Genomic DNA, 22134 nt, shown 5'->3' with positions numbered 1-22134 from the left:
ATGAGTAAAGTTGTTGTTGGAATGTCCGGAGGGGTGGATTCTTCCGTAGCGGCATACCTTTTAAAAGAGCAGGGGTATGACGTGATCGGAGTGACCATGCAGATCTGGCAGGACGAAGAACAGGCCGCTCAGGAGGAAAACGGAGGCTGCTGCGGACTCAGTGCGGTAGATGATGCAAGAAGAGTGGCAGCTGCACTGGAAATCCCATACTATGTGATGAATTTTAAAAAAGAGTTCAAGGAAAATGTGATCGACTATTTTGTGGAAGAATATCAGAATGGAAGAACGCCCAATCCCTGTATTGCCTGTAACCGGTATGTAAAGTGGGAATCTCTTTTACAAAGAAGTCTCTCGATCGGTGCAGAGTATATTGCGACGGGACATTATGCAAGAGTGGTACAGCTGGAAAACGGAAGATATACTCTTCGGCGCTCTGCTACGCTTGCAAAAGATCAGACTTATGCATTGTATAATCTGACACAGGAACAGCTGAAAAGGACTTTGATGCCGGTGGGGAAATACACAAAAGACGAGGTACGTGCCATTGCAGAAAAGATCAATCTCAGGATTGCCAACAAACCGGACAGCCAGGATATCTGCTTTGTGCCGGATGGCGACTATGCCGCTTATATTGAAGAAGAGGCAGGGGTGAAAGTTCCGGAAGGAAATTTCGTGCTCACAGACGGTACGGTGCTTGGACGGCATAAAGGGATTACCCATTATACGGTAGGGCAGAGAAAAGGTCTGGGTCTGGCACTTGGATATCCCGCATTTGTTTTGGAGATCCGTCCGGAAACCAATGAAGTTGTGATCGGGACAAAAGAAGAATCCATGACTACACAGCTTCGAGCCAGAAATCTGAATTTTATGGCAGTGGAAGATTTAACCGAGCCTTTACATGTATTTACCAAAATACGCTATAACCACAAAGGCGCCTGGTGTACAATAGAGAAGACGGGAGAGGATGAAGTACTGTGTACCTTTGATGAACCACAAAGAGCGGTCACTCCCGGACAGGCTGTTGTATTTTATGATGGAGAGTATGTGCTCGGCGGAGGAACGATTCAATGATAACAAGTGATTCTCATATGCATACAAGATTTTCCACGGACAGTGATGCAGATATCCGGGATATGATCGAGAGTGCGCTCAAAAAAGGATTGCAGTCCATTTGTATTACCGATCATATTGACAAAGATTATCCGTTTCATGAAGATACCGGTGCAGAGGCATTTCTGGTGGATCTGGATGAGTATTTTCCGAAGCTGGCAGAGTGGAAAGAGGCATATGCGGAGAAAATTCAGATCCGGAGAGGGATTGAGCTGGGGCTGCAGCCTCATCTTGCGGGATTTTATGAAGAACTGACGAATCAGTATCCGTTTGATTTTGTGATCGGTTCAGTTCATGTGGTGCATGGGATGGATCCCTATTACGGAGAGATTTTTGAGGGACGGTCTGATGAAGAAGTTTACAAAGAGACTTTTCTGGCTACCCTGGAAAATCTGGATGCAGTCAGCAGTTTTGATGTGCTGGGTCATCTGGATTATGTGGTACGTTATGGAAAGTGTCAGGCCAGGCAGTATTCTTACAAAAAATATGCACAGGAGATTGATGAAATCCTGAAAAAAGTGATTGCAATGGGAAAAGGAATCGAGCTGAATACGGCCGGATGGAAATACGGCCTTGCATTCTGCCACCCCCATCCGGAAATTCTCTGCCGGTATAAAGAACTGGGCGGGGAAATCATCACAGTAGGATCTGATGCGCATAAGCCCGAGCATGTGGCTTATGATTTTCAGAAAGCAGCAGACGTTTTGAAGGCGTGCGGCTTTAAATATTATACAGAATTTCAGGACAGAAAACCTATTTTTAAACAACTTCTATAAAAATATATTTTAGGGTTGAATTTTTGTTTTCATTTTAGTACAATAACCGTAGTTGATGAATCTTTAACAAAGTAATTACTTGGTTGGAGATTTACAATAAACAGCTGCAAAGCAGCAACAATTTTTTTAAACTTTAGGAGGAATTAATCATGGCAGTAAAAGTAGCGATTAATGGATTTGGACGTATTGGACGTCTCGCATTCAGACAGATGTTCGGAGCAGAAGGATATGAAGTAGTTGCAATCAACGACTTAACATCTCCAAAAATGTTAGCACACCTGTTGAAATATGACTCTACACAGGGAAAATATGAACTGGCTGACAAAGTAGAAGCTGGTGAAGATTCTATCACAGTAGACGGAAAAGAAATCAAAATCTATGCAAAAGCTGACGCTAAAGAACTTCCATGGGGAGAAATCGGCGTAGACGTAGTTCTGGAGTGTACAGGATTCTACACATCTAAAGCAAAAGCTCAGGCACACATCGATGCAGGTGCTAAGAAAGTAGTTATCTCTGCTCCAGCAGGAAACGATCTTCCAACAATCGTATACAATGTAAACCACGAGCAGCTGACAAAAGATGATCACATCATTTCTGCAGCTTCTTGTACAACAAACTGCTTGGCTCCAATGGCAAAAGCTCTGAACGACCTTGCAGCAGTTAAATCTGGTATCATGTGCACAATCCACGCTTACACAGGAGATCAGATGACACTTGACGGACCACAGAGAAAAGGTGACTTAAGAAGATCTCGTGCAGCAGCTTGCAACATCGTTCCAAACAGCACAGGTGCAGCAAAAGCAATCGGTCTGGTTATCCCAGAACTGAACGGAAAACTCATCGGATCTGCTCAGCGTGTTCCAACACCAACAGGATCTACAACAATCCTTACAGCAGTAGTTGAAGGAAACGTAACAGTTGATCAGATCAACGAAGCTATGAAAGCAGCATCTAACGAATCTTTCGGATACAACACAGATGAGATCGTATCCAGCGATATCGTAGGAATGAGATTTGGATCTTTATTCGATGCTACACAGACAATGGCTCTTCCATTAGACAATGGAACAACAGAAGTACAGGTTGTTTCTTGGTATGACAACGAAAACTCTTACACAAGCCAGATGGTAAGAACAATCAAACACTTCGGAACATTACTGTAAGTCGAAATATAGAAAAATTTAATCAGTTAGATTATATTTTTGAAAAATAGGCTCACAAAGGGTCCGGTCTTATTTGGACCGGACCTTTTTGTCTGACAGAAAATAAACACAGGGAGGCAATCAAAATGCTTAACAAAAAATCAGTAGATGATATCAATGTAAAAGGAAAAAGAGTGCTTGTAAGATGTGACTTTAACGTGCCGTTGATCGATGGTAAGATCACAGACGAAAACCGTCTGGTAGCAGCTCTTCCAACAATTAAAAAATTAGTTGCAGACGGAGGAAAAGTAATCCTTTGCTCACACCTTGGAAAACCGAAGGGAGAGCCAAAACCGGAATTATCTCTTGCACCGGTAGCAGTAAGATTGTCAGAACTTCTCGGACAGGAAGTAAAATTTGCAGCAGATGCTGAAGTAGTAGGCGAGAATGCAAAAGCAGCAGTGGCAGCAATGAACGATGGAGATATCGTACTTCTTGAGAATACACGTTACAGAGCAGAAGAGACAAAGAACGGAGAAGCATTCTCCAAAGAACTGGCTTCTTTATGTGATGTGTTCGTAAACGATGCATTCGGAACAGCTCACAGAGCACACTGCTCTAACGTTGGTGTGACACAGTTCGTAGACACAGCAGTTGTCGGATACTTAATGCAGAAAGAAATCGACTTCCTTGGAAACGCAGTAGAAAATCCGGAGAGACCATTCGTTGCAATCCTTGGAGGATCTAAAGTTTCCAGCAAGATTTCTGTAATCAACAACCTGCTTGAAAAAGTAGATACACTGATCATCGGTGGTGGAATGTGCTTCACATTTACAAAAGCTCAGGGTGGAAATGTCGGAAAATCTCTTCTGGAAGAAGATTACTTACAGTACGCACTGGATATGATTGAAAAAGCAAAAGAAAAAGGTGTAAAATTACTCCTTCCTGTAGATGCTGTTGCAGCAGATGAATTCTCTAATGATGCAAACATCAAGGTTGTTCCTCAGAATGAAATCCCAGAAGGATGGATGGGGCTGGATATCGGACCTGAGACAGCAAAATTATATGCTGAAGCAGTAAAATCTGCAAAAACAGTTGTATGGAACGGACCAATGGGATGTTTCGAAATGCCAAACTTTGCAAACGGAACAGAAACAGTTGCAAAAGCACTTTCTGAGACAGATGCTGTGACAATCATCGGTGGTGGAGATTCCGCAGCAGCTGTAAACCAGTTAGGATACGGAGACAAGATGACACACATCTCTACAGGTGGTGGAGCATCTCTGGAATTCCTTGAAGGAAAAGAACTCCCGGGAGTAGCAGCAGCTAACGATAAGTAAAAAGCTTAGCGTTTACTTAGTTCTCCGCACTTGGCGAGGTATTTTCGAGCCTAGTAAGGAGAACATCCCGTAAAGGAAGCTTAGCGAAAACAAGCAAAGCTTAGTGAAAACAAGCCGCAGGCGCAGTTTGGAATAAACAGTGTACATAACAGTACAGGAAAGAGTGAAGAGTATGTCAAGAAAGAAAATTATCGCAGGAAACTGGAAAATGAACAAAACTCCAAGCGAAGCAGTTGCATTAGTAGAAGAGTTAAAACCACTGGTAGCAAATGAAGAAGTAGATGTTGTATTCTGTGTACCGGCTATCGATATCGTACCGGTTGTAGAAGCCGTAAAAGGAACAAACATCCAGGTTGGAGCAGAAAACATGTACTTCGAAGAGAGCGGAGCTTACACAGGAGAGATCTCTCCGGCTATGCTCGTAGATGCAGGAGTAAAATACGTTGTACTTGGACATTCTGAGAGAAGAGATTACTTCGGTGAGACAAACGAAGATGTCAACAAAAAAGTCCTGAAAGCATTTGAGCACGGTATTACACCGATCATGTGCTGTGGAGAGACTCTGGAGCAGAGAGAACAGGGCGTAACAATGGATTTCATTCGCCAGCAGGTAAAAGTTGGATTCCAGAATGTAACAGCTGATCAGGCAAAAACTGCAGTGATCGCTTATGAGCCAATCTGGGCAATCGGAACAGGAAAAACAGCTACAACAGAGCAGGCTCAGGAAGTTTGCAAAGGAATCCGTGAGTGCATCGCTGAAGTTTATGATGAAGCTACAGCAGAAGCAATTCGCATTCAGTACGGCGGATCTGTAAACGCTGCAACAGCTCCTGAATTATTTGCACAGCCGGATATTGATGGAGGACTCGTAGGTGGAGCTTCTCTTAAAGCTGATTTCGGACAGATTGTCAACTACAAATAGAAATCGCATTTGCCGATCATTTACAAATTAAGGTGTGGGCATGACCTTTTGGTTGCGCCTGCACCTCTTTCATTTCCCGTTCGAGAGAGTAAATTTTGAGGAGGTACAAATTTCATGAATCAGAAAGAAGCGGTTCACGAACGATTAAAAGAATATGCGTGTGTCGCACCTGATCAGATGATGCAGAAGCTTCAGATCAATGCAGAGGGGATTACGCAGGAAGAGGCAATCATCCGGCGACAGAAATATGGAAATAATGCGCCGTCTGCAAAGAATAAGGATACGATGTTTTATTGTATTCGAAGAGCTTTTGTGAATCCATTTTCTACGATCCTGTTTTTCCTTGGTTTAATCTCTTTGGTAACAGATGTATTTTTGTCCAGTGATTATCAGAAGAATCTGACAGCGGTCCTGATCATTTTTTCCATGCTGATTCTCAGTGGAATTGTCCGGCTGACTCAGGAGCTGCATTCTAAACGAGTTGCAGATGAACTGTTTCAGTTGGTGCATACAACGGTTCAGGTACTCAGAGATGGACAATGGGTGGAGTTATCTTCTTCTGAATTGGTAGTTGGCGATCAGATCCGCTTAGAGGCAGGCGACAGGGTTCCGGCAGATTTGCGGTTAACAGGCGCGACGGATTTGTTTGTTTCGCAATCAGTGATCACCGGTGAAAGTGCCATACTCGAAAAATTTCCGGAGGCTTTGCCCAAAGAACCGCAGAAACTGACAGATTACAGCAATATACTGTTCGGAGGCACGACAGTTGCAGGAGGAACGGGAACTGGGATTGTCCTGACAGTTGGTCAGGAGACAGTTTACGGTGGTCTGACTCCGTCTGTGGAGGCACGCAAGCAGAGATTTGACCGTGGTGCCAATTCGATCGCATGGGTGTTGATCCGATTTATGACAGTTTTAGTCCCGGTTGTGTTTCTTGCAAGCGGACTGACGAAGGGAGACTGGTTAGAAGCGTTTTTATTTGCACTTTCTGTTGCAGTCGGAATCACACCGGAGCTGCTTCCGATGGTGGTCAACGCCTGTCTGGCAAAAGGCAGTCATTCGATGGGAAAGAAACAGACAATCGTAAAAAATATCAATGCGATGCAGAGTTTTGGAAGCATGGATGTCCTGTGTGTGGATAAAACAGGAACATTGACCCAGGATACAGTCCTGCTGGAGTATTACATGGATATTCTCGGGAATGAGAGTCAGAAGGTGCTGGATTATGCATATCTGGCAAGTCATTATTCTACCGGAGTGGGAAATCATCTGGACGAGGCGATCTGCAAGGCGGAGAAAATGCAGGGAAAAGCAGATTACTACAGGCAGCTGACAGAAAAATATCAAAAGACAGATGAACTTCCTTTCGACTATAACCGACGTTTTTCCAGTGTATTATTGAATACGGGAGAAGAAAATATCTGGATCATCAAGGGAAGTATTGAGGAAGTTGCGAGGCAGTGCAGCATGATAGAATACCGTGGAGAGAAAACAGCGGCAGGTGCGGATATCCTGCAAAATGTTCACGCTGTGGTTGATGAAATGCTGGAAGACGGGATGAAGGTAATTGCAGTTGCCTATAAAACAATGAGCAGAGCAGCCCTTGTTCCCGAGGAAGAGCATGACTTTATTCTGTTGGGGTATCTGGCATTTTTTGATGCGCCAAAGAAGAGTGCCGCAAGTGCAATTCAGAAGCTTCACAGTCTTCATGTGAATGTAAAGGTGCTGACAGGAGATCAAAAACAAGTAGCACGATCCATTTGCAGGCGTATCGGAATTCCCGCAGAGAGTTGTCTGACAGGAGCACAGCTGGATGCTCTTTCTGAAAATGAATTGCCCATAGCGGTTGAGAAAACAAATATTTTTGCAGAACTCTCGCCAAAACAGAAAGCCATGCTGGTGGAAACGCTGCAGACAAACGGGCATACAGTTGGATTTCTGGGAGACGGTCTGAATGATCTGCCGGCTGTTATCCGGGCAGATGTGGGGATTTCCGTTGAAAATGCAACAGAAGCGGTGCGGGAGAGTGCGAATGTCATCCTGCTGAAAAAGGATCTGAATGTGCTGGAAGAAGGTGTTTTAGAGGGAAGAGAAGCATTTGCCAATATGCTCAAATACATTAAGATTACGGCATCTTCTAATTTTGGCAATATTTGTGCGATTGTTGCAGCCAGCGTGTTACTGCCGTTTTTCCCGATGACTTCCATACAGCTGCTGCTTCTGAACCTGCTGTATGATATCCTTTGTCTGATTTTACCGTGGGATCATGTAGATGCAGATCTGTTGACAAAACCGTTGGAGTGGTCTGGCAGGACACTGGGAAAATTCATGACCTTTTTTGGACCGGTCAGTTCGCTGTTTGATCTGCTGACCTTTGTGTTTTTGTATTTTGTTCTTTGTCCGGGAGTGTGCGACGGCTCTTTTGGAAGTCTTTCGGCGGAGAAGCAGAGCTTGTTTATTTCCATGTTTCAGACAGGGTGGTTTTTAGAATCCATGTGGACACAGGTATTGATTCTGCAGCTTCTGCGTACAAAACAGCTTCCGCTGATACAAAGCAGACCGGGGCGTATGGTCACGGGAGTTACGATTCTGGGGATTGTATTATTTACACTGCTGCCGGTTACTCCGGTAGGGAAGATGCTTGGAATGACTGCGATGTCTCCTGTCTATTTTCTGTTTTTGGTCGCAGATGTGATTGCGTATCTTCTGTTGGTCACACTGGCAAAAGCATTCTATATCAAAAAGAATCAGGATCTGATCTGAGAAAGGAGGAGCCGGAATATGAAAAAAAATATTGGTTATGTGAATCTGGATTCCTCCATTGCTCTGTGGCTTATGGAGCATCTGCCACCCGGTGAATTGAAAAACGGAATCGAAGATTTGCTGAATAAAGAATGCAGTTCTCTTATATTGGAATCAGATACGGATGAATTATCTGTGTGGGATCATTCGGTCATCCGCTGCGGTACGCTGGAAATTTATCCGAAATCTCGCAAGGTGGAGCAAAACGGAACAGAGATTTCTCTCACGCCGAAGGAATTTGATATCCTTTTGTTTCTTGCGCGCAATCGTGGGGAAGTCTTTACAAAGGAACAGATCTATCAGGCTGTGTGGGATGGAGAATATTTGATGGATGACAGCAATATTATGGCTTTTATTCGTAAGATCCGTAAAAAGATCGAACCCAATCCGGATGCTCCGGAGTATATAGTAACGATATGGGGAATCGGATACAAATTCAGTGACAGGCTGTAACAGTAACAATTCTTGCTAAATCGCAAGAAAATCGCAAGGTTTTGACTATGTGATTTTCTATGCGATTTTTTTATACTTTAATTAAACCCGTATTTGCGGGTTCTTATCGATATATTACATGAATGGATGGAGGTGAGAAAAATGGATTCTGACGGTAGTACGCAGATTTACAGGCAGATGTTTATAGAAAGAGAGAGGGCAGAATCTGTTTTTCTCCCTGAAATATAAGGATCTTGCCTCAAAAAGAAGGAGGTATAGACCGATGAATAAGAAAATAAATCGTATAGAAGTTCGTCAGACAGCACAGAAAGCTGCCATTCGAGATGAGCAGAATCGCCGCATTCAGTTTGCGGCAACACATCCTATACAGGAAACGTTAGGATATCTGAACACAACACTCTGTGGACTGGAACCGGGAAAAGTAGAGGAAAACCGTTCAGAATATGGTTCCAATAAAGTGACTCGTGAAAAAAAGAAAACTCTGCCGCAGAGACTGGCTGGTGCATTTATCAACCCGTTCACTGCGATTTTGTTTTGTCTGGCGCTGGTTTCATCCTTTACGGATATGATTTTTCCACATTTCTCTCTGTTTGGCTGTGTGCCAAAGGATTTTGACTGTCTGACGGTCGTCATTATTTTGACGATGGTATTTTTATCCGGAACGCTTCGTTTTGTACAGGAAAGCAGAAGCGGCAATGCGGCTGAAAAACTGCTTGCAATGATCACAACGACTTGTACTGTAACCCGCAAAGGTCAGGAAATGGCAGAAATTCCGCTGGATGAGGTGGTAGTGGGGGATATTGTTCACCTGTCTGCAGGGGACATGCTGCCTGCAGATGTGCGGATTCTGGATGCAAAGGATTTATTTGTCAGCCAGGCAAGCCTGACAGGAGAGAGCGAGCCCATTGAAAAGATACCGATGGTCAATGAGACCAGGGATGCAATTACGGATTACACTAATATTGCGTTTATGGGCAGCAATGTCATTTCCGGAAGTGCGTCAGCAGTCGTTGTTACAGTCGGGGATCATACACTGTTTGGTTCCATGGCCTCAGAAGTGGCGCATGAAGCAGTGGAAACAAGCTTCAGCAAAGGAGTCAACGCGGTATCGTGGGTGCTGATCCGGTTTATGCTGGTTATGGTTCCGCTGGTATTTGTGGCAAATGGTATTACAAAAGGCGACTGGCTCTCTGCCTTTTTATTTGGAATTTCCATTGCAGTGGGACTGACGCCGGAAATGCTGCCGATGATCGTAACTACTTGTCTTGCGAAAGGTGCTGTGTCCATGAGCAAGAAGCAGACGATCGTCAAAAATCTGAATTCTATTCAAAATTTTGGTGCGATCGACATTCTGTGTACAGACAAAACAGGAACACTGACACAGGATAAAGTTGTTCTCGAATATCATTTAAATGTAAATGGAGAGGATGACCTTCGTGTGCTCAGGCATGCGTATCTGAACAGTTACTTCCAGACAGGATATAAGAATCTGATGGATGTGGCGATCATCCAGAAAACAGAAGAGGAAGAAGCGGATGATCCACAGCTTGTTGATCTGTCCGAGCACTATGTAAAAGTGGATGAGATTCCCTTTGATTTCGCTCGCCGCAGACTGACGACGGTTGTACAGAATCGGGATGGAAAGACGCAGATGGTGACAAAGGGAGCGGTAGAAGAGATGCTTTCTATCTGCTCTTTTGCGGAGTGTGACGGAAAAGTGCGGCCAATGACAAAGGAATTAAAAAGCCGTATCCTTGCAACAGTAGATGATCTCAATGAGAAAGGATTTCGTGTGCTGGCAATCGCACAGAAAAGCAATCCGTCTCCGGCGGGTGCATTCGGTGTAACGGATGAGTGTGATATGGTGCTTATGGGATATCTTGCATTTCTTGATCCGCCGAAAGAGTCTACTGCGGATGCGATCAAGGCTTTAAAAGCCCATGGTGTGACAACGAAGATTTTGACCGGGGACAACGATAAAGTCACTCGTACAATCTGTAAGCAGGTAGGGCTTAAGGTAAGAAATATGCTGCTTGGTTCCGATCTGGAGAACATGAGTGATCAGGAATTGGCAAAAGCAGCAGAAACTACAGATGTTTTTGCAAAGCTGACACCGGATCAGAAAGCGAGAGTGGTGTCTGTATTTCGTGAAAATGGCCATACAGTCGGCTTTATGGGAGATGGTATTAACGATGCTTCGGCAATGAAATCCGCAGACATTGGAATTTCTGTTGATACAGCAGTAGATGTGGCGAAAGAATCCGCAGATATTGTGCTGCTGGAAAAAGATCTGATGGTTCTGGAAGAAGGAATTATTGAAGGACGCAAGACATATGCAAATATGATCAAGTACATCAAGATGACGGCAAGCTCTAACTTTGGAAACATGTTTTCCGTATTGGCGGCATCGGCACTGCTTCCGTTTTTGCCGATGGAAAGCCTGCAGCTGATCTTTTTGAATCTGATCTATGACCTTTCCTGTACTGCAATTCCATGGGATAATGTGGACGAAGAGTTTATTTCTGTACCCCGCAAATGGGATGCGTCCAGTGTGGGCAGCTTTATGATGTGGATCGGACCGACAAGTTCGGTTTTTGACTGGATGACTTATATTTTTATGTACTTTGTATTTTGTCCGCTCTTTGTTTCCAGGGGAGTGCTGTACAATGATCTTGCCAGTCATTTTGCCGGCGCAGATTTGGTACGGATGCAGACGGCTTATGTTGCAATGTTTCAGACGGGATGGTTTATCGAATCTATGTGGAGCCAGACTCTGGTCATCCATATGATCCGCACACCAAAACTTCCGTTTATTCAAAGCCATGCATCTGCACCACTGACGCTGATGACATTTACAGGAATCGGAGTGCTGACGATCATTCCATTTACTACATTTGGCAGAATGTTGGGATTTGTGGCACTGCCGACGGCATATTTTGCGTATCTGATTCCGTGCATCCTGCTTTATATGGTGCTGGCAACAAGTTTGAAAAAAGCATATGTGCGTCATTATGGAGAATTGCTGTAAAAGGAGGAATGAAGGATGAACTGGACAAATCTTTGGATAAAATTATTTGGAACAACGAAGTTTATGGGACTCGATATGGGATTCTGGGTATCGATTGCAGTTGTGATCGTGGTTGTGATCCTTATGAATGTAATATTCTGGAATATGGAGCTGACAGAAAAATAAAGGATAAAATATTTCCCTCAAAAATCAGAAAATAAATGACGGTACAGCTTTCAAATGGTATAATCAAATCATATGATCCAAAGGAAGCGTGAGTGAAAAGAGAGGGTGGTTATCCATGCGTATGAAAGAGAAAAAGGTACTTCTGTTTCTGGCTCTGATGTTTCTGTGCATATGCAGTCCCATGAGAGCAGAGGCAAGAGCAGGAGGAGCCAGCGGCGGTTCTTCCGGAGGCGGAGGAGGCTTTAGTTCCGGAGGCGGCAGTTATTACAGTTCGCATTCCAACCGTACCGGCAGAAGTTCCAGTCCGGTAAGCAGTGTTGTCATGTTTGGGGGATTTTTCCTGATGGCGAATGCGGGAGTCGTACTGTTTTTTGTCAAATCCAGAAGGGCATCTTCCAAAAGCTACCGGGAGATGAGGCAGTATCAGCAGTTTGGGGACAACTGGGATATCAATGAGATCCAGGAGCAGGTGAAGAATGCATATTTTGTGATCCAGGAATGCTGGAAGCGTCAGGATCCGGATTATGCAAAGGACTATATGAGTCAGAAATGTTACGATGATTTTGTAATGAAGCTGGGGTGGATGCAGGTTCGAAATGAAGTTCCGGTGCAGAAAAATGAACGGCTTTTAAGTGCGGTGCCGGTACATACATTTGACGATCTGGGGAAAGATCAGGATTATATCTGGTATTTGATCCACGGAAAAATGATCGATTATGTGGTGGATGAAAAGACGGGAAGGATGATACGCGGAAGCAGGAAAAATGAAGCGTTCTATGAATACTGGAAATTTATTCACCTGAACGGACACTGGGTTCTGGATGAAATCAGGCAGAAGGATGAAATGGATATCGATGAGTTTGCAAATTCATAAGAAAGATATTTGCAAAATCAGGGAAAAACGGTTACAATAGTCTACGGAATGAAAGAGGTAAATTCCATACAGGAATTACAAATTCACAGATAAAGTAAAAGGAGATATGGACATGAGTAAAAAACCAACCGTATTGATGATCTTAGATGGATATGGACTGAATGATACAACAAAAGGAAATGCTGTGGCAGAAGGAAAGACTCCGGTCATGGATAAACTGATGGCAGAGTATCCGTTTGTAAAAGGAAATGCAAGTGGAATGGCAGTCGGACTTCCGGAAGGTCAGATGGGAAACTCTGAGGTAGGACATCTGAACATGGGAGCAGGACGCATCATTTACCAGGAACTGACAAAGATCACAAAAGCGATCGAAGATGGAGATTTCTTTGAGAATCAGGCGCTGCTTGCAGCATGCAAAAATGCAAAAGAGAACAATACAGCTCTTCATATGATGGGACTGGTTTCTGACGGTGGTGTACACAGCCATAACGGACATATTTACGGACTTCTGGAGCTTGCAAAGAGACAGGGTGTAGAAAAAGTGTATGTACACTGTTTCCTGGACGGACGTGACACTCCGCCGGCATCCGGAAAAGAATATGTAGAAGCTCTGGAAGCAAAAATGAAAGAAATCGGTATCGGAGAAGTGGCATCTGTCAGCGGACGTTACTATGCAATGGACAGAGATAACCGCTGGGATCGTGTGGAGAGAGCTTACAATGCACTGGTAAAAGGAGAAGGCGTACAGGCAGAATCTGCGACAGCAGGGATTCAGGCTTCTTACGATGCAGATAAGACAGATGAGTTCGTAGAACCAATGGTGATCGTAAAAGACGGTGCACCGGTGGCAACTGTAAAAGATGGAGATTCTGTGATCTTCTTCAACTTCCGCCCAGACCGTGCAAGAGAGATCACAAGAACATTCTGTGATGATAACTTTGAAGGATTTGACAGAGGAGAGAGAGTCAAGACAACATTTGTATGCTTTACAGAGTATGATGTGACGATCCAGAATAAGCAGGTAGCATTTGTAAAAGAAGAGATCACAAATACATTCGGTGAATTTCTGGCAGCACACAACATGACACAGGCTCGTATTGCAGAGACTGAAAAATATGCACATGTAACATTCTTCTTCAACGGTGGAGTAGAAGAACCAAACAAGGGAGAAGACAGAATCCTTGTAAAATCTCCAAAAGTGGCAACTTACGATCTGAAACCGGAGATGAGTGCATATGAAGTATGCGATAAGCTGGTAGATGCGATCAAATCTGACAAATATGATGTGATCATTATCAATTTTGCAAATCCGGATATGGTCGGACATACTGGAGTAGAAGATGCAGCGATCAAAGCGATCGAAGCAGTGGATGAGTGTGTAGGAAAAGCAGTGGATGCACTGAAAGAAGTGGACGGACAGATGTTCATCTGTGCAGATCATGGAAATGCAGAACAGCTGATCGATGAGACAACAGGTGAGCCGTTTACGGCACATACAACAAATCCGGTACCGTTTATTCTTGTGAATGCTGATCCGGCTTACAAACTGAGAGAAGGCGGATGCCTGGCAGACATCGCTCCTACACTGATCGAGCTGATGGGAATGGAGCAGCCAAAAGAAATGACAGGAAAATCTCTGCTTGTAAAATAATCGCAGAGAACAGGTTGTTTCAACAGGAATAGAAATACAGGGAAGATACAGCAGGCAGAGGTTTGGAATTTTTTCGGGCTTCTGCCTGCTTTGTAAGAAAGGCATATTATGAGAGAGAAACTGACCCAAAGTGATGTCAAAAAGATTCAGCAGGAGATTGAACACAGAAAGCTGGTAGAGCGCAAAGAACTCATTGAAGCGGTCAAAGAGGCACGCTCTCACGGGGATCTGAGCGAAAATTTTGAATACCATGCGGCGAAAAAAGAGAAGAACAGAAATGAAAGCCGGATCCGTTATCTGGAGAGAATGTTAAAGACTGCAGTTATTGTAGAGGACCATTCCGGTGCAGATGAAGTTGGATTAAACAATACCGTTCAGGTATACTGTGAGGATGATGACGAGCTGGAGACGTACCGGATCGTAACTTCAGTGAGAGGAAGCTCCCTAAACGGACTGATCAGCATTGAATCACCGATCGGTAAAGCCCTTTTGGGACACAAAGTAGGCGATCGGGTATTTGTCAAAGTAAATGATGAGTTCGGTTATTATGTAGTGATCAAAAAAATAGAGAATACACAGGATGAAGATGCAGACAAGATCCGCAGCTTTTAGAAGGAGGAGAACATGGCATATCAGTATGAACTTGTCCTGTTTGATCTGGACGGAACGTTGACAGATTCCGGTCTCGGAATCATGAACAGTGTCCAGTATGCATTGAAAAAAATCGGCAGGGGCGTAGAAAATCTGGAAGAGCTTAAATGCTTCGTGGGACCGCCGCTTGCACAGCAGTTTGCAAAATTCTGCGGGTTTTCAGATGAAAAAGGGCATCAGATGGTAGAATTTTACCGGGAATATTACGAAGGAAAAGGGATGCTTGAAAATGCTGTTTATGATGGCATCCCGGAAGTACTGGAACAGTTAAAAAATGCGGGAATCCGTCTGGCAGTTGCGACATCCAAGCCGGAGAAATATGCAAGGAAGATTGCAGAGCATTTTAAGATCGCGCCATATTTTGAGTTTATCGGAGGGGCAAATATGGACGGAAGCCGTACGAAAAAGGCAGAAGTCATTGAGTATGTGCTGAAAAACTGTAAAGTAGAAGACAGGCAGTCGGTGCTGATGGTCGGTGACAGAGAACATGATATCTTGGGAGCAAAGGCATGCAAAGTGTCTGCATTGGGAGTCTTATATGGCTATGGTGACAGAGCGGAGCTTGAAGATGCAGGCGCTGACTGGATCGTGAGTACGCCGGCAAAGATTACGGAAAAAATACTGGGAAGGGAATGAACTGGTCAGTTTAACAAAAAATTTTGTCAGAACCCGGTATAGATTTAACATAACATCCTTACAATAAATGTTGGATAAGAACATGAGAAAAAGATTGTGAGGAATCAATATGTATACAAGATTATGGAAACTGATCACAAAACACATGGAAGAAAATTCCAGAATGGCAGTGTTTCTGACTTCTGCAATGCTGATCTGGACAATTGGAATTACGATGGCAGGAATTTTGGTCTGTATCATCAAGCATATGAATGTGATATGCAGGCTGAGTGATCTGATCTGTGCCGGAATCTATGCAGGACTGGTCTTTGGGCTTTTTGGCGGCGGATGCTTTTTATGGAATCACAGAAATCATTTATATAAACAATAAGAGCGAGGCTTATAGATGAGAAGAATGGACTTTACAACGGAGCATGTAGAATCATTTCAGCCGGGAGAGACATATGAGGTGACGGAGTGCGTACTTCCGTCCTCCTATTATTATGTGCTGGAACATGCTCTGGGTATCAGTAAAAATTTTAAGAATGCGGAGCGTTTAAAGACAACGACAGGAACAGTTGTGGATACGAGAAAAACGTCACGTTTTGATTTTGTAATCTTGGAATTTGACGAGTAATGCAGTATAATAACAGAAGAAAAATCCAAACGAGGTGATAAGAATGAACCCAGAAAGAATTGAAGCAATGTGCGGTGGAAAGGGACATGTGCTGATCAAGCATATTCTCGGAGAAAAAGAGATGAATGGAAAGTGCGGGCTTTACGCGGAAGTGACTCTGGAGCCGGGGTGTTCCCTTGGTTACCATGAACATCATGGAGAAAGTGAGACGTATTACATCCTGACCGGAGAGGGCAATTATGACGACAATGGAAGAATCCGCCCGGTAAAAGCCGGTGATGTGACATTTACACCGGATGGATGCGGACATGCACTGACCAATACCGGTGATACAGATCTTGTGTTCATGGCACTGATCATTAAAGACTGATGAAAAAGACAGTCATTCCCAAAAGAACAGGAATGACTGTCTTTTTTTATGCTTTCTGATCAAGAAGACATCGCCGGTTATATACAAGATGCAGATACATGGCATCTTTGGCGCGCAGCGTATCGTGTGCTGCGATCGCATCGGTGATCTCCCGGTGTGTTTCAATCGTTTCATGTAAAAGCCGATTGTTTGTCAGTTGGATAAAAAGCGGGATCGAGCTGTTGATTACGGGAATCAGCCGCGGAACGACCAGATTTTTACTGCTCATGGCAATGGCAGTGTGAAACTCAATGTCCTTTCCAGTGTGATCTTCCCCACGAAGGAGGAGTGCTTCGACTTCATCACACAGCGTAGAGATCTTGCGGATATCGGTCTCTTCGGCATGCAGGGCTGCCATTTCGGCAATGGCAGGCTCCAGCAGAAAACGAACATCCAGAAGATCCAGTGTCAGCTTTTTCTTGTCATCAATAAAGGTAAATCCAAGCGGATCGTCAACAACTCCGGGGGAGGCGGCAACATATGTTCCGGAACCCTGACGGATTGTTACAATATTTCTGGATGCGAGCAGTTTCATGGCTTCCCGGATGGAGCTTCGTCCGGCTCCCATTTTTTCAGAGAGAACGGATTCGTTGGGAAGTTTGTCGTTGGGCTGGAGCTGCTCTTCTAAAATATAGGCAATGATATCGTCAGATAACTTCTCAGGTAAACTCTTTTCAGTTGAATTCATCATATGACTTTTCCTCTTTTCTACAAATATAACGCAATAAATATAGGATAAAATAAGAAAAAACAAATGTCAAACAATAAAAACACACAAAAAACAAGTAAATAAATTGTGAAATATTACGGGTTGATTTTCTGGTTTAAAGATTTTAGAATAAAGTCATCAGATGAATTCAAAGCATTTGAAAGAAAATCTTTGGAAAAAGGAGAAAAAGTAACAAAATGGTCAGATGTATTAAACAAGGAAAACATATGATGAATGTAAGGGGGAAGGGAAGATGACAGAACCAGTATTTTATGCAGATCCGATGCGCTTATTGATCGCATCCGTAGCAGGAATTCTTTTATTGTTATTTTTGATCATCAAGCTGAAGCTTCATCCGGTAATTTCTATGATGATTTCCGCTGTACTGATCGGAATTGGTGCAGGCATGCCGTTACATATGATCGGGGAGACGGTAGAAAAGGGCGTAGGAAAGACATTGCAGGGAATTGCACTTTTGATCGGATTGGGATCCATGTTTGGCGGAATTCTTGAAGTCAGCGGAGGAGCCCAGCAGATGGCACAGACGCTGATCCGCAGATTCGGTCAGAAAAAAGCAGGATGGGCATTGGGGCTTACGGGGCTTGTGCTCGGTACAACCGTATTTTTTGAAGCCGGAGTCGTGATCCTGATTCCGCTGGCGTTCAATGTGGCAAAGCAGACAAAAAAATCAACGTTATATTACGCGATCCCTCTTTTGGCAGGGCTGGCATCCGGATATGCGTTTGTTCCGCCGTCAGCAGGTTCTGTTCTGGTTGCAAACGCACTGGGTGTGAATCTGGGGACGATGATGGCGGTCGGAATTCCGGTTGCACTGATTTCCACAGTAGTTGCAGGAATTATCTGGGGAAAAATCATAGGAAATAAAATCTATACCAAACTCCCTGCAAATGTAGAGGAAATTGCAGATATAGATAAAAATCTTCCATCCTTCGGGATTGTATTCACGATCATTTTAATTCCGCTTATTCTGATCTTGTTCAGCACGATCTCCGGATATCTTCCGATTCCGGAAAGTGCGCAGTCAGTTCTTCAGTTTTTAGGAGAACCGTTTGTGGCATTGACGATCGCAACTCTGACAGCAATGTACATGCTGGGAACAAGAATGGGATATAACAGAGACCAGCTGAAAAAGATTCTGGATCACTCCTTAAGACCGGTTGGAATGATTCTGCTTGTAATCGCAAGTGGCGGAGTGATTCGCTGGATGCTGCAGGATTCGGGACTTGGAAATATCATTGGACCGATCCTGGAAAAGAGCGGGATGCCGCTGATCGTGATCGCATTTCTCATTGCGTTTCTGGTACGTGCTTCTGTGGGAAGTTCAATCGTAGCAATGACGATGGCTTCCGGGATCATGGCGTCAATGCCGGCTATGGCAGACAGCTCTACACTGTACAGAGCAGCGATGTGCTGTGCGATCTGTGGCGGAGCGACGGCACTGAGTCATGTAAATGATGCCGGATTCTGGCTGGTAAGTACATTTTTGGAGATTGATGAGAAGACAACATTAAAATCATGGACGATCATGGAAACATTGATCGGAATCACAGGTCTGATTCTGGGACTGGTGATCTCGATCTTCGCATAATAAAGGAGGAGCGTATATGAAGATCATACCCGTGTATTTGAGAGACATGCAGGATGCAAAACATCTTGTGCAGGCGGCAGAAGCCTGCAAAAAAGAAGTAGATCTGCTCTGCGGACGTTATGTGGTGGATGCAAAATCAATGCTGGGTGTGTTTAGCCTTCCTTGCTTTGACGATGTAAAAATGCGGGTGGAGGACGAAGATGCAAAAATTTTGATTCAATATTTGGAACAGGGAAATGTTATCAGAATGGAGGAAAATTAAGATGGAACTGACAAGTCAGAAATTAAGAAAAATCGCACCGGAGCTGGATCCTTTGAGATTGGGAACAGGATGGAAGCTGGAGGATCTCTCCAAACCACAGATCATGATTGAAAGTACATTCGGAGACAGTCATCCGGGAAGCGGACATCTTCTGGATCTGGTCGAAGAGGCAAGACAGGGTGTTGCAGAGGCAGGTGGTTTCGGAGCTCGTTATTTCTGTACGGATATCTGTGATGGAGAAGCACAGGGACATGATGGAATCAACTATTCACTGCCGTCCAGAGATATGATGGCAAATATGATTGAAATTCATGCAAATGCAACTCCGTTTGATGGTGGAGTATTTATTGCAAGCTGTGATAAAGGAATGCCGGCACATTTGATGGCGGTAGGAAGAATCAATATTCCGTCTATTATCGTGACAGGCGGTGTGATGGATGCAGGTCCGGATCTTCTTACACTGGAGCAGATTGGAAAGTACAATGCAATGTGTGAACGTGGAGAGATCACAAAAGAAAAGATGGAATTTTACAAACATAATGCATGTCCATCCTGCGGAGCCTGCTCGTTCATGGGAACAGCATCCACAATGCAGGTAATGGCAGAAGCGCTGGGACTGATGCTCCCGGGAAGTGCACTGATGCCGGCAACCAGCAAGGATTTAAGAGAGTTTGCAAAAAAAGCCGGAAAACAGGCAGTCTGGCTGGCAGAGCATAACCTGACTCCGGACAAGATCGTAACGATGAAGTCCTTCGAAAATGCAATCATGGTACATGCGGCAATTTCCGGTTCTACCAATTCTCTGTTACATATTCCGGCAATTGCCAAGGAATTTGGAATTGAGATTGACGGAGATACATTTGACCGTCTGCACAGAGGCGCACACTATCTGCTCAACATCCGTCCGGCAGGAGAATGGCCGGCACAGTTCTTCTATTATGCAGGAGGGGTTCCGACGATCATGGAAGAGATCAAGGATATGCTGCATCTGGATGTTATGACAGTGACAGGAAAAACACTGGGAGAAAACCTGGAAGAGCTGAAGAAAAATGGATTCTACGATAAATGCCAGAGTTACCTGGATCAGTGGAATTTAAAGAGGGAAGATGTGATCCGGCCGTTTGACAGACCATTCGGAACAGATGGAAGCATTGCGATCCTCAAAGGAAATCTGGCACCGGATGGAGCAGTTGTAAAACACACGGTAGTGCCAAAAGAGATGTTTGAAGCAGTTCTTCGGGCGAGACCGTTTGACTGTGAGGAAGATGCGATCCATGCAGTACTGACACATGAGATTCAGCCGGGCGATGCGGTGATCATCCGTTATGAAGGTCCAAAAGGAAGCGGAATGCCGGAAATGTTTTACACGACAGAAGCAATTGCATCAGATGCAACGCTTGGTGCAAGTATTGCACTTCTGACAGACGGTAGATTTTCCGGAGCATCCAAAGGTCCTGCAATCGGACATATCTCTCCGGAAGCAGCACAGGGCGGACCGATTGCCCTGGTGGAAGAAAATGATCTGATCGAGATCAGCATTTCAAACAGGGTTCTTCGAATCGTGGGAGTAAATGGTGAGAGAAAATCAGAGGAAGAAATGGAAGCAATCTTAAAAGAAAGAAAAAGCCGCTGGCAGCCAAGAGAAAACAAATATACAAAAGGTGTTTTAAAGCAGTTTGCGGAAAAGGCTGTGTCTCCGATGAAGGGCGGTTATATGGAATAGGAGCTGCTGGAAACAGTGACGAATAGGATCCGGATAGGGATACCAGAGATGAATTTCTGTGCAAAAGAGTTCATCTCTGGTATTTTTGTGATATAATGATGAAATCCGGCATGATCACAAGTCGGAAATGACAGCAAAGGAGAACATTGGTGAGATGTTGAATTATATTCGTTTTTCGACCAGAAAAGGCGAAAACAAGACATTGATAGAGATTCGTACTGCGAAAGACTGCAGGCTGGATGCAGTGATAGAGAGTGTGTCCTATCCATTTTTTGAATGCGCGTATTCACTGACCGCAGAGCATGGAGAAGAGTGGCTTCTGAGGATTGCAGATTTACATATGGAAAACTGGAAAGAGGTCTATATGCCGTCAGATGCTATGCCTGATGAAGATGATGAGAACTGGGAAGTGGCATATTGTGAACAGGGCGAGAAGGAGAAAAAATCTGTGGGACGCGGCGTTTATCCGGATAACTGGAAAGAATTTTTGAAGATCATGGATGAGATCGTGCCAACTTCCATTCCCGGACAGATTAATAAAATCATTTTGGAATATCAGAGAAATGTCCGGTTCACGCAGAAAAATGAAGAGGGAACTCAAAATGAGACTGTCAACTGGGATTATAAAGAAGAAATGATCCTGGACCGGTATGAGGAAACTCTGACGATCCGTCAGGTGATCGCTCCGGGGCGGGAATTGACCAAAGAATATCATATGCGGGATGAGATTCCGGAGCTGATGGATAAGTGCATGGAATATCTTGGAAAACTGAAAAGTACCTCCGGTCAGCAGGAGCCGGACAGTGCAGCATTTAAGCTTTCCCTAGAATGCGGTGCAAGTACCAGCCGCGTGGTGACAGGAACATATAACCGGAGAGGACTTCCGGAAGGATGGGATGCATTTATCCGGGAGATCGCGGGATACATCCGGTTTTATGAAAGCTATGAAGATATTCTGAATCCTTATATTTATCGTCGTGGAAGACGTCAGGGAGAACAGATTATCTGCAGCGTGGTCTTTCATGAAAAAGGAGAGAAGCATCCGTATCTGACAGAGGATGAACATCTGGAAGTGGGAGATAAAGTGCTGGTTCAGGCAGGGCCGTACAAACAGGAGCTTCCCGGCAAGATCGTGTCAATTGATTATTATCGAAAAGAAGATCTGCCGGAAGAAATGGGAGATATTGGTGAGATTTTGAAAAAAATCGAAGAGTAAATGTAGTAATAAAATACGAAAGATAAGTGGAGAAACATAG

Annotated in this window: 21 protein-coding genes; 20 read left to right on the top strand and 1 reads right to left on the bottom strand. The window is 44.2% G+C overall.

The features are described 5' to 3' along the window. The 16 genes from mnmA (at position 1) to FXV78_RS17055 (ending at position 16536) form a co-directional block, all read left to right on the top strand. Positions 1-1071 carry a tRNA 2-thiouridine(34) synthase MnmA gene (gene mnmA / locus FXV78_RS17125; RefSeq protein WP_004842710.1) on the top strand — a complete coding sequence of 357 codons (1071 nt, stop codon included), beginning with the start codon at positions 1-3 and terminating at the stop codon, positions 1069-1071. Further along, the gene (locus FXV78_RS17120) at positions 1068-1886 is read left to right on the top strand and encodes a histidinol-phosphatase HisJ family protein (protein ID WP_004842711.1); all 819 of its coding nucleotides are present in this window, start codon (positions 1068-1070) and stop codon (positions 1884-1886) included. Before mnmA ends, FXV78_RS17120 begins: the two co-directional genes overlap by 4 nt. Positions 1887-2035: 149 nt before the next feature. Continuing rightward, positions 2036-3049: a type I glyceraldehyde-3-phosphate dehydrogenase gene (gap, locus tag FXV78_RS17115; protein ID WP_004842713.1), complete on the top strand. Its 1014-nt coding sequence runs from the start codon at positions 2036-2038 to the stop codon at positions 3047-3049. A gap of 125 nt (positions 3050-3174) precedes the next feature. Continuing rightward, on the top strand, positions 3175-4368 hold the full coding sequence (locus FXV78_RS17110; RefSeq protein WP_004842714.1) for a phosphoglycerate kinase: 1194 nt from the start codon (positions 3175-3177) through the stop codon (positions 4366-4368). Between the two features lie 172 nt (positions 4369-4540). Continuing rightward, positions 4541-5290, top strand: coding sequence for a triose-phosphate isomerase (tpiA, locus tag FXV78_RS17105; protein ID WP_004842716.1), 750 nt, complete (start codon positions 4541-4543; stop codon positions 5288-5290). Between the two features lie 114 nt (positions 5291-5404). Next, entirely contained in the window at positions 5405-8053 is a 2649-nt protein-coding gene (gene mgtA / locus FXV78_RS17100) for a magnesium-translocating P-type ATPase (protein ID WP_009244354.1), read from the top strand. 18 nt (positions 8054-8071) lie between these two features. Next, positions 8072-8545 (top strand): winged helix-turn-helix domain-containing protein, encoded by a 474-nt coding sequence (locus tag FXV78_RS17095; RefSeq protein ID WP_004842923.1) that lies wholly within the window; start codon positions 8072-8074, stop codon positions 8543-8545. Between the two features lie 262 nt (positions 8546-8807). Beyond that, positions 8808-11573 carry a magnesium-translocating P-type ATPase gene (gene mgtA / locus FXV78_RS17090; protein WP_004842925.1) on the top strand — a complete coding sequence of 922 codons (2766 nt, stop codon included), beginning with the start codon at positions 8808-8810 and terminating at the stop codon, positions 11571-11573. A gap of 15 nt (positions 11574-11588) precedes the next feature. Next, positions 11589-11738, top strand: coding sequence for a hypothetical protein (locus FXV78_RS18035; protein ID WP_004842926.1), 150 nt, complete (start codon positions 11589-11591; stop codon positions 11736-11738). Between the two features lie 121 nt (positions 11739-11859). Further along, positions 11860-12612, top strand: coding sequence for a Tim44 domain-containing protein (locus FXV78_RS17085; protein WP_226979864.1), 753 nt, complete (start codon positions 11860-11862; stop codon positions 12610-12612). A gap of 112 nt (positions 12613-12724) precedes the next feature. Continuing rightward, the gene (gene gpmI / locus FXV78_RS17080; RefSeq protein WP_009244352.1) at positions 12725-14263 is read left to right on the top strand and encodes a 2,3-bisphosphoglycerate-independent phosphoglycerate mutase; all 1539 of its coding nucleotides are present in this window, start codon (positions 12725-12727) and stop codon (positions 14261-14263) included. 108 nt (positions 14264-14371) lie between these two features. Continuing rightward, positions 14372-14875: a transcription elongation factor GreA gene (gene greA, locus FXV78_RS17075; RefSeq protein ID WP_004842929.1), complete on the top strand. Its 504-nt coding sequence runs from the start codon at positions 14372-14374 to the stop codon at positions 14873-14875. A 12-nt stretch (positions 14876-14887) separates the two neighbouring features. Beyond that, positions 14888-15550 (top strand): HAD family hydrolase, encoded by a 663-nt coding sequence (locus tag FXV78_RS17070; RefSeq protein WP_004842930.1) that lies wholly within the window; start codon positions 14888-14890, stop codon positions 15548-15550. Positions 15551-15659: 109 nt separating this feature from the next. Then, positions 15660-15920, top strand: coding sequence for a hypothetical protein (locus FXV78_RS17065; protein ID WP_004842931.1), 261 nt, complete (start codon positions 15660-15662; stop codon positions 15918-15920). A 15-nt stretch (positions 15921-15935) separates the two neighbouring features. Further along, complete coding sequence (locus tag FXV78_RS17060) at positions 15936-16166, top strand: hypothetical protein (protein ID WP_009244351.1); 231 nt, start codon at positions 15936-15938, stop codon at positions 16164-16166. A gap of 43 nt (positions 16167-16209) precedes the next feature. Next, positions 16210-16536, top strand: coding sequence for a cupin domain-containing protein (locus tag FXV78_RS17055; protein ID WP_004842933.1), 327 nt, complete (start codon positions 16210-16212; stop codon positions 16534-16536). A 46-nt stretch (positions 16537-16582) separates the two neighbouring features. Here the strand turns inward: FXV78_RS17055 and FXV78_RS17050 are convergent, their stop codons facing one another. Continuing rightward, positions 16583-17266 carry a FadR/GntR family transcriptional regulator gene (locus tag FXV78_RS17050; RefSeq protein ID WP_004842934.1) on the bottom strand — a complete coding sequence of 228 codons (684 nt, stop codon included), beginning with the start codon at positions 17264-17266 and terminating at the stop codon, positions 16583-16585. Between the two features lie 271 nt (positions 17267-17537). Between FXV78_RS17050 and FXV78_RS17045 the strand changes: the two genes are divergently transcribed. The 4 genes from FXV78_RS17045 to FXV78_RS17030 all read left to right on the top strand — a co-directional run bounded on the left by FXV78_RS17045 (position 17538) and on the right by FXV78_RS17030 (position 22094). Next, positions 17538-18893, top strand: a complete 1356-nt coding sequence (locus FXV78_RS17045) for a GntP family permease (protein ID WP_004842937.1) — start codon at positions 17538-17540, stop codon at positions 18891-18893. Positions 18894-18909: 16 nt separating this feature from the next. After that, complete coding sequence (locus FXV78_RS17040) at positions 18910-19155, top strand: HPr family phosphocarrier protein (RefSeq protein ID WP_004842938.1); 246 nt, start codon at positions 18910-18912, stop codon at positions 19153-19155. 1 nt (position 19156) lies between these two features. Then, complete coding sequence (gene ilvD / locus FXV78_RS17035; protein ID WP_023924306.1) at positions 19157-20878, top strand: dihydroxy-acid dehydratase; 1722 nt, start codon at positions 19157-19159, stop codon at positions 20876-20878. A 154-nt stretch (positions 20879-21032) separates the two neighbouring features. Continuing rightward, a complete protein-coding gene (locus FXV78_RS17030; protein ID WP_105084783.1) occupies positions 21033-22094 on the top strand; it encodes a hypothetical protein in 1062 nt (353 codons plus the stop codon). Positions 22095-22134: the final 40 nt, after the last annotated feature.

The organism is Mediterraneibacter gnavus ATCC 29149, assembly GCF_008121495.1.
GTDB classification, from domain to species: Bacteria; Bacillota; Clostridia; order Lachnospirales; family Lachnospiraceae; genus Mediterraneibacter; species Mediterraneibacter gnavus.
This window is presented reverse-complemented; position numbering and strand designations above follow the sequence as displayed.

Bases quoted from the DNA above. Each gene is read 5' to 3' on its own strand.
- mnmA (WP_004842710.1), top strand. From the start codon at position 1: ATGAGTAAAGTTGTTGTTGGAATGTCCGGAGGGGTGGATTCTTCCGTA.
- FXV78_RS17120 (WP_004842711.1), top strand. From the start codon at position 1,068: ATGATAACAAGTGATTCTCATATGCATACAAGATTTTCCACGGACAGT.
- gap (WP_004842713.1), top strand. From the start codon at position 2,036: ATGGCAGTAAAAGTAGCGATTAATGGATTTGGACGTATTGGACGTCTC.
- FXV78_RS17110 (WP_004842714.1), top strand. From the start codon at position 3,175: ATGCTTAACAAAAAATCAGTAGATGATATCAATGTAAAAGGAAAAAGA.
- tpiA (WP_004842716.1), top strand. From the start codon at position 4,541: ATGTCAAGAAAGAAAATTATCGCAGGAAACTGGAAAATGAACAAAACT.
- mgtA (WP_009244354.1), top strand. From the start codon at position 5,405: ATGAATCAGAAAGAAGCGGTTCACGAACGATTAAAAGAATATGCGTGT.
- FXV78_RS17095 (WP_004842923.1), top strand. From the start codon at position 8,072: ATGAAAAAAAATATTGGTTATGTGAATCTGGATTCCTCCATTGCTCTG.
- mgtA (WP_004842925.1), top strand. From the start codon at position 8,808: ATGAATAAGAAAATAAATCGTATAGAAGTTCGTCAGACAGCACAGAAA.
- FXV78_RS18035 (WP_004842926.1), top strand. From the start codon at position 11,589: ATGAACTGGACAAATCTTTGGATAAAATTATTTGGAACAACGAAGTTT.
- FXV78_RS17085 (WP_226979864.1), top strand. From the start codon at position 11,860: ATGAAAGAGAAAAAGGTACTTCTGTTTCTGGCTCTGATGTTTCTGTGC.
- gpmI (WP_009244352.1), top strand. From the start codon at position 12,725: ATGAGTAAAAAACCAACCGTATTGATGATCTTAGATGGATATGGACTG.
- greA (WP_004842929.1), top strand. From the start codon at position 14,372: ATGAGAGAGAAACTGACCCAAAGTGATGTCAAAAAGATTCAGCAGGAG.
- FXV78_RS17070 (WP_004842930.1), top strand. From the start codon at position 14,888: ATGGCATATCAGTATGAACTTGTCCTGTTTGATCTGGACGGAACGTTG.
- FXV78_RS17065 (WP_004842931.1), top strand. From the start codon at position 15,660: ATGTATACAAGATTATGGAAACTGATCACAAAACACATGGAAGAAAAT.
- FXV78_RS17060 (WP_009244351.1), top strand. From the start codon at position 15,936: ATGAGAAGAATGGACTTTACAACGGAGCATGTAGAATCATTTCAGCCG.
- FXV78_RS17055 (WP_004842933.1), top strand. From the start codon at position 16,210: ATGAACCCAGAAAGAATTGAAGCAATGTGCGGTGGAAAGGGACATGTG.
- FXV78_RS17050 (WP_004842934.1), bottom strand. From the start codon at position 17,266: ATGATGAATTCAACTGAAAAGAGTTTACCTGAGAAGTTATCTGACGAT.
- FXV78_RS17045 (WP_004842937.1), top strand. From the start codon at position 17,538: ATGACAGAACCAGTATTTTATGCAGATCCGATGCGCTTATTGATCGCA.
- FXV78_RS17040 (WP_004842938.1), top strand. From the start codon at position 18,910: ATGAAGATCATACCCGTGTATTTGAGAGACATGCAGGATGCAAAACAT.
- ilvD (WP_023924306.1), top strand. From the start codon at position 19,157: ATGGAACTGACAAGTCAGAAATTAAGAAAAATCGCACCGGAGCTGGAT.
- FXV78_RS17030 (WP_105084783.1), top strand. From the start codon at position 21,033: ATGTTGAATTATATTCGTTTTTCGACCAGAAAAGGCGAAAACAAGACA.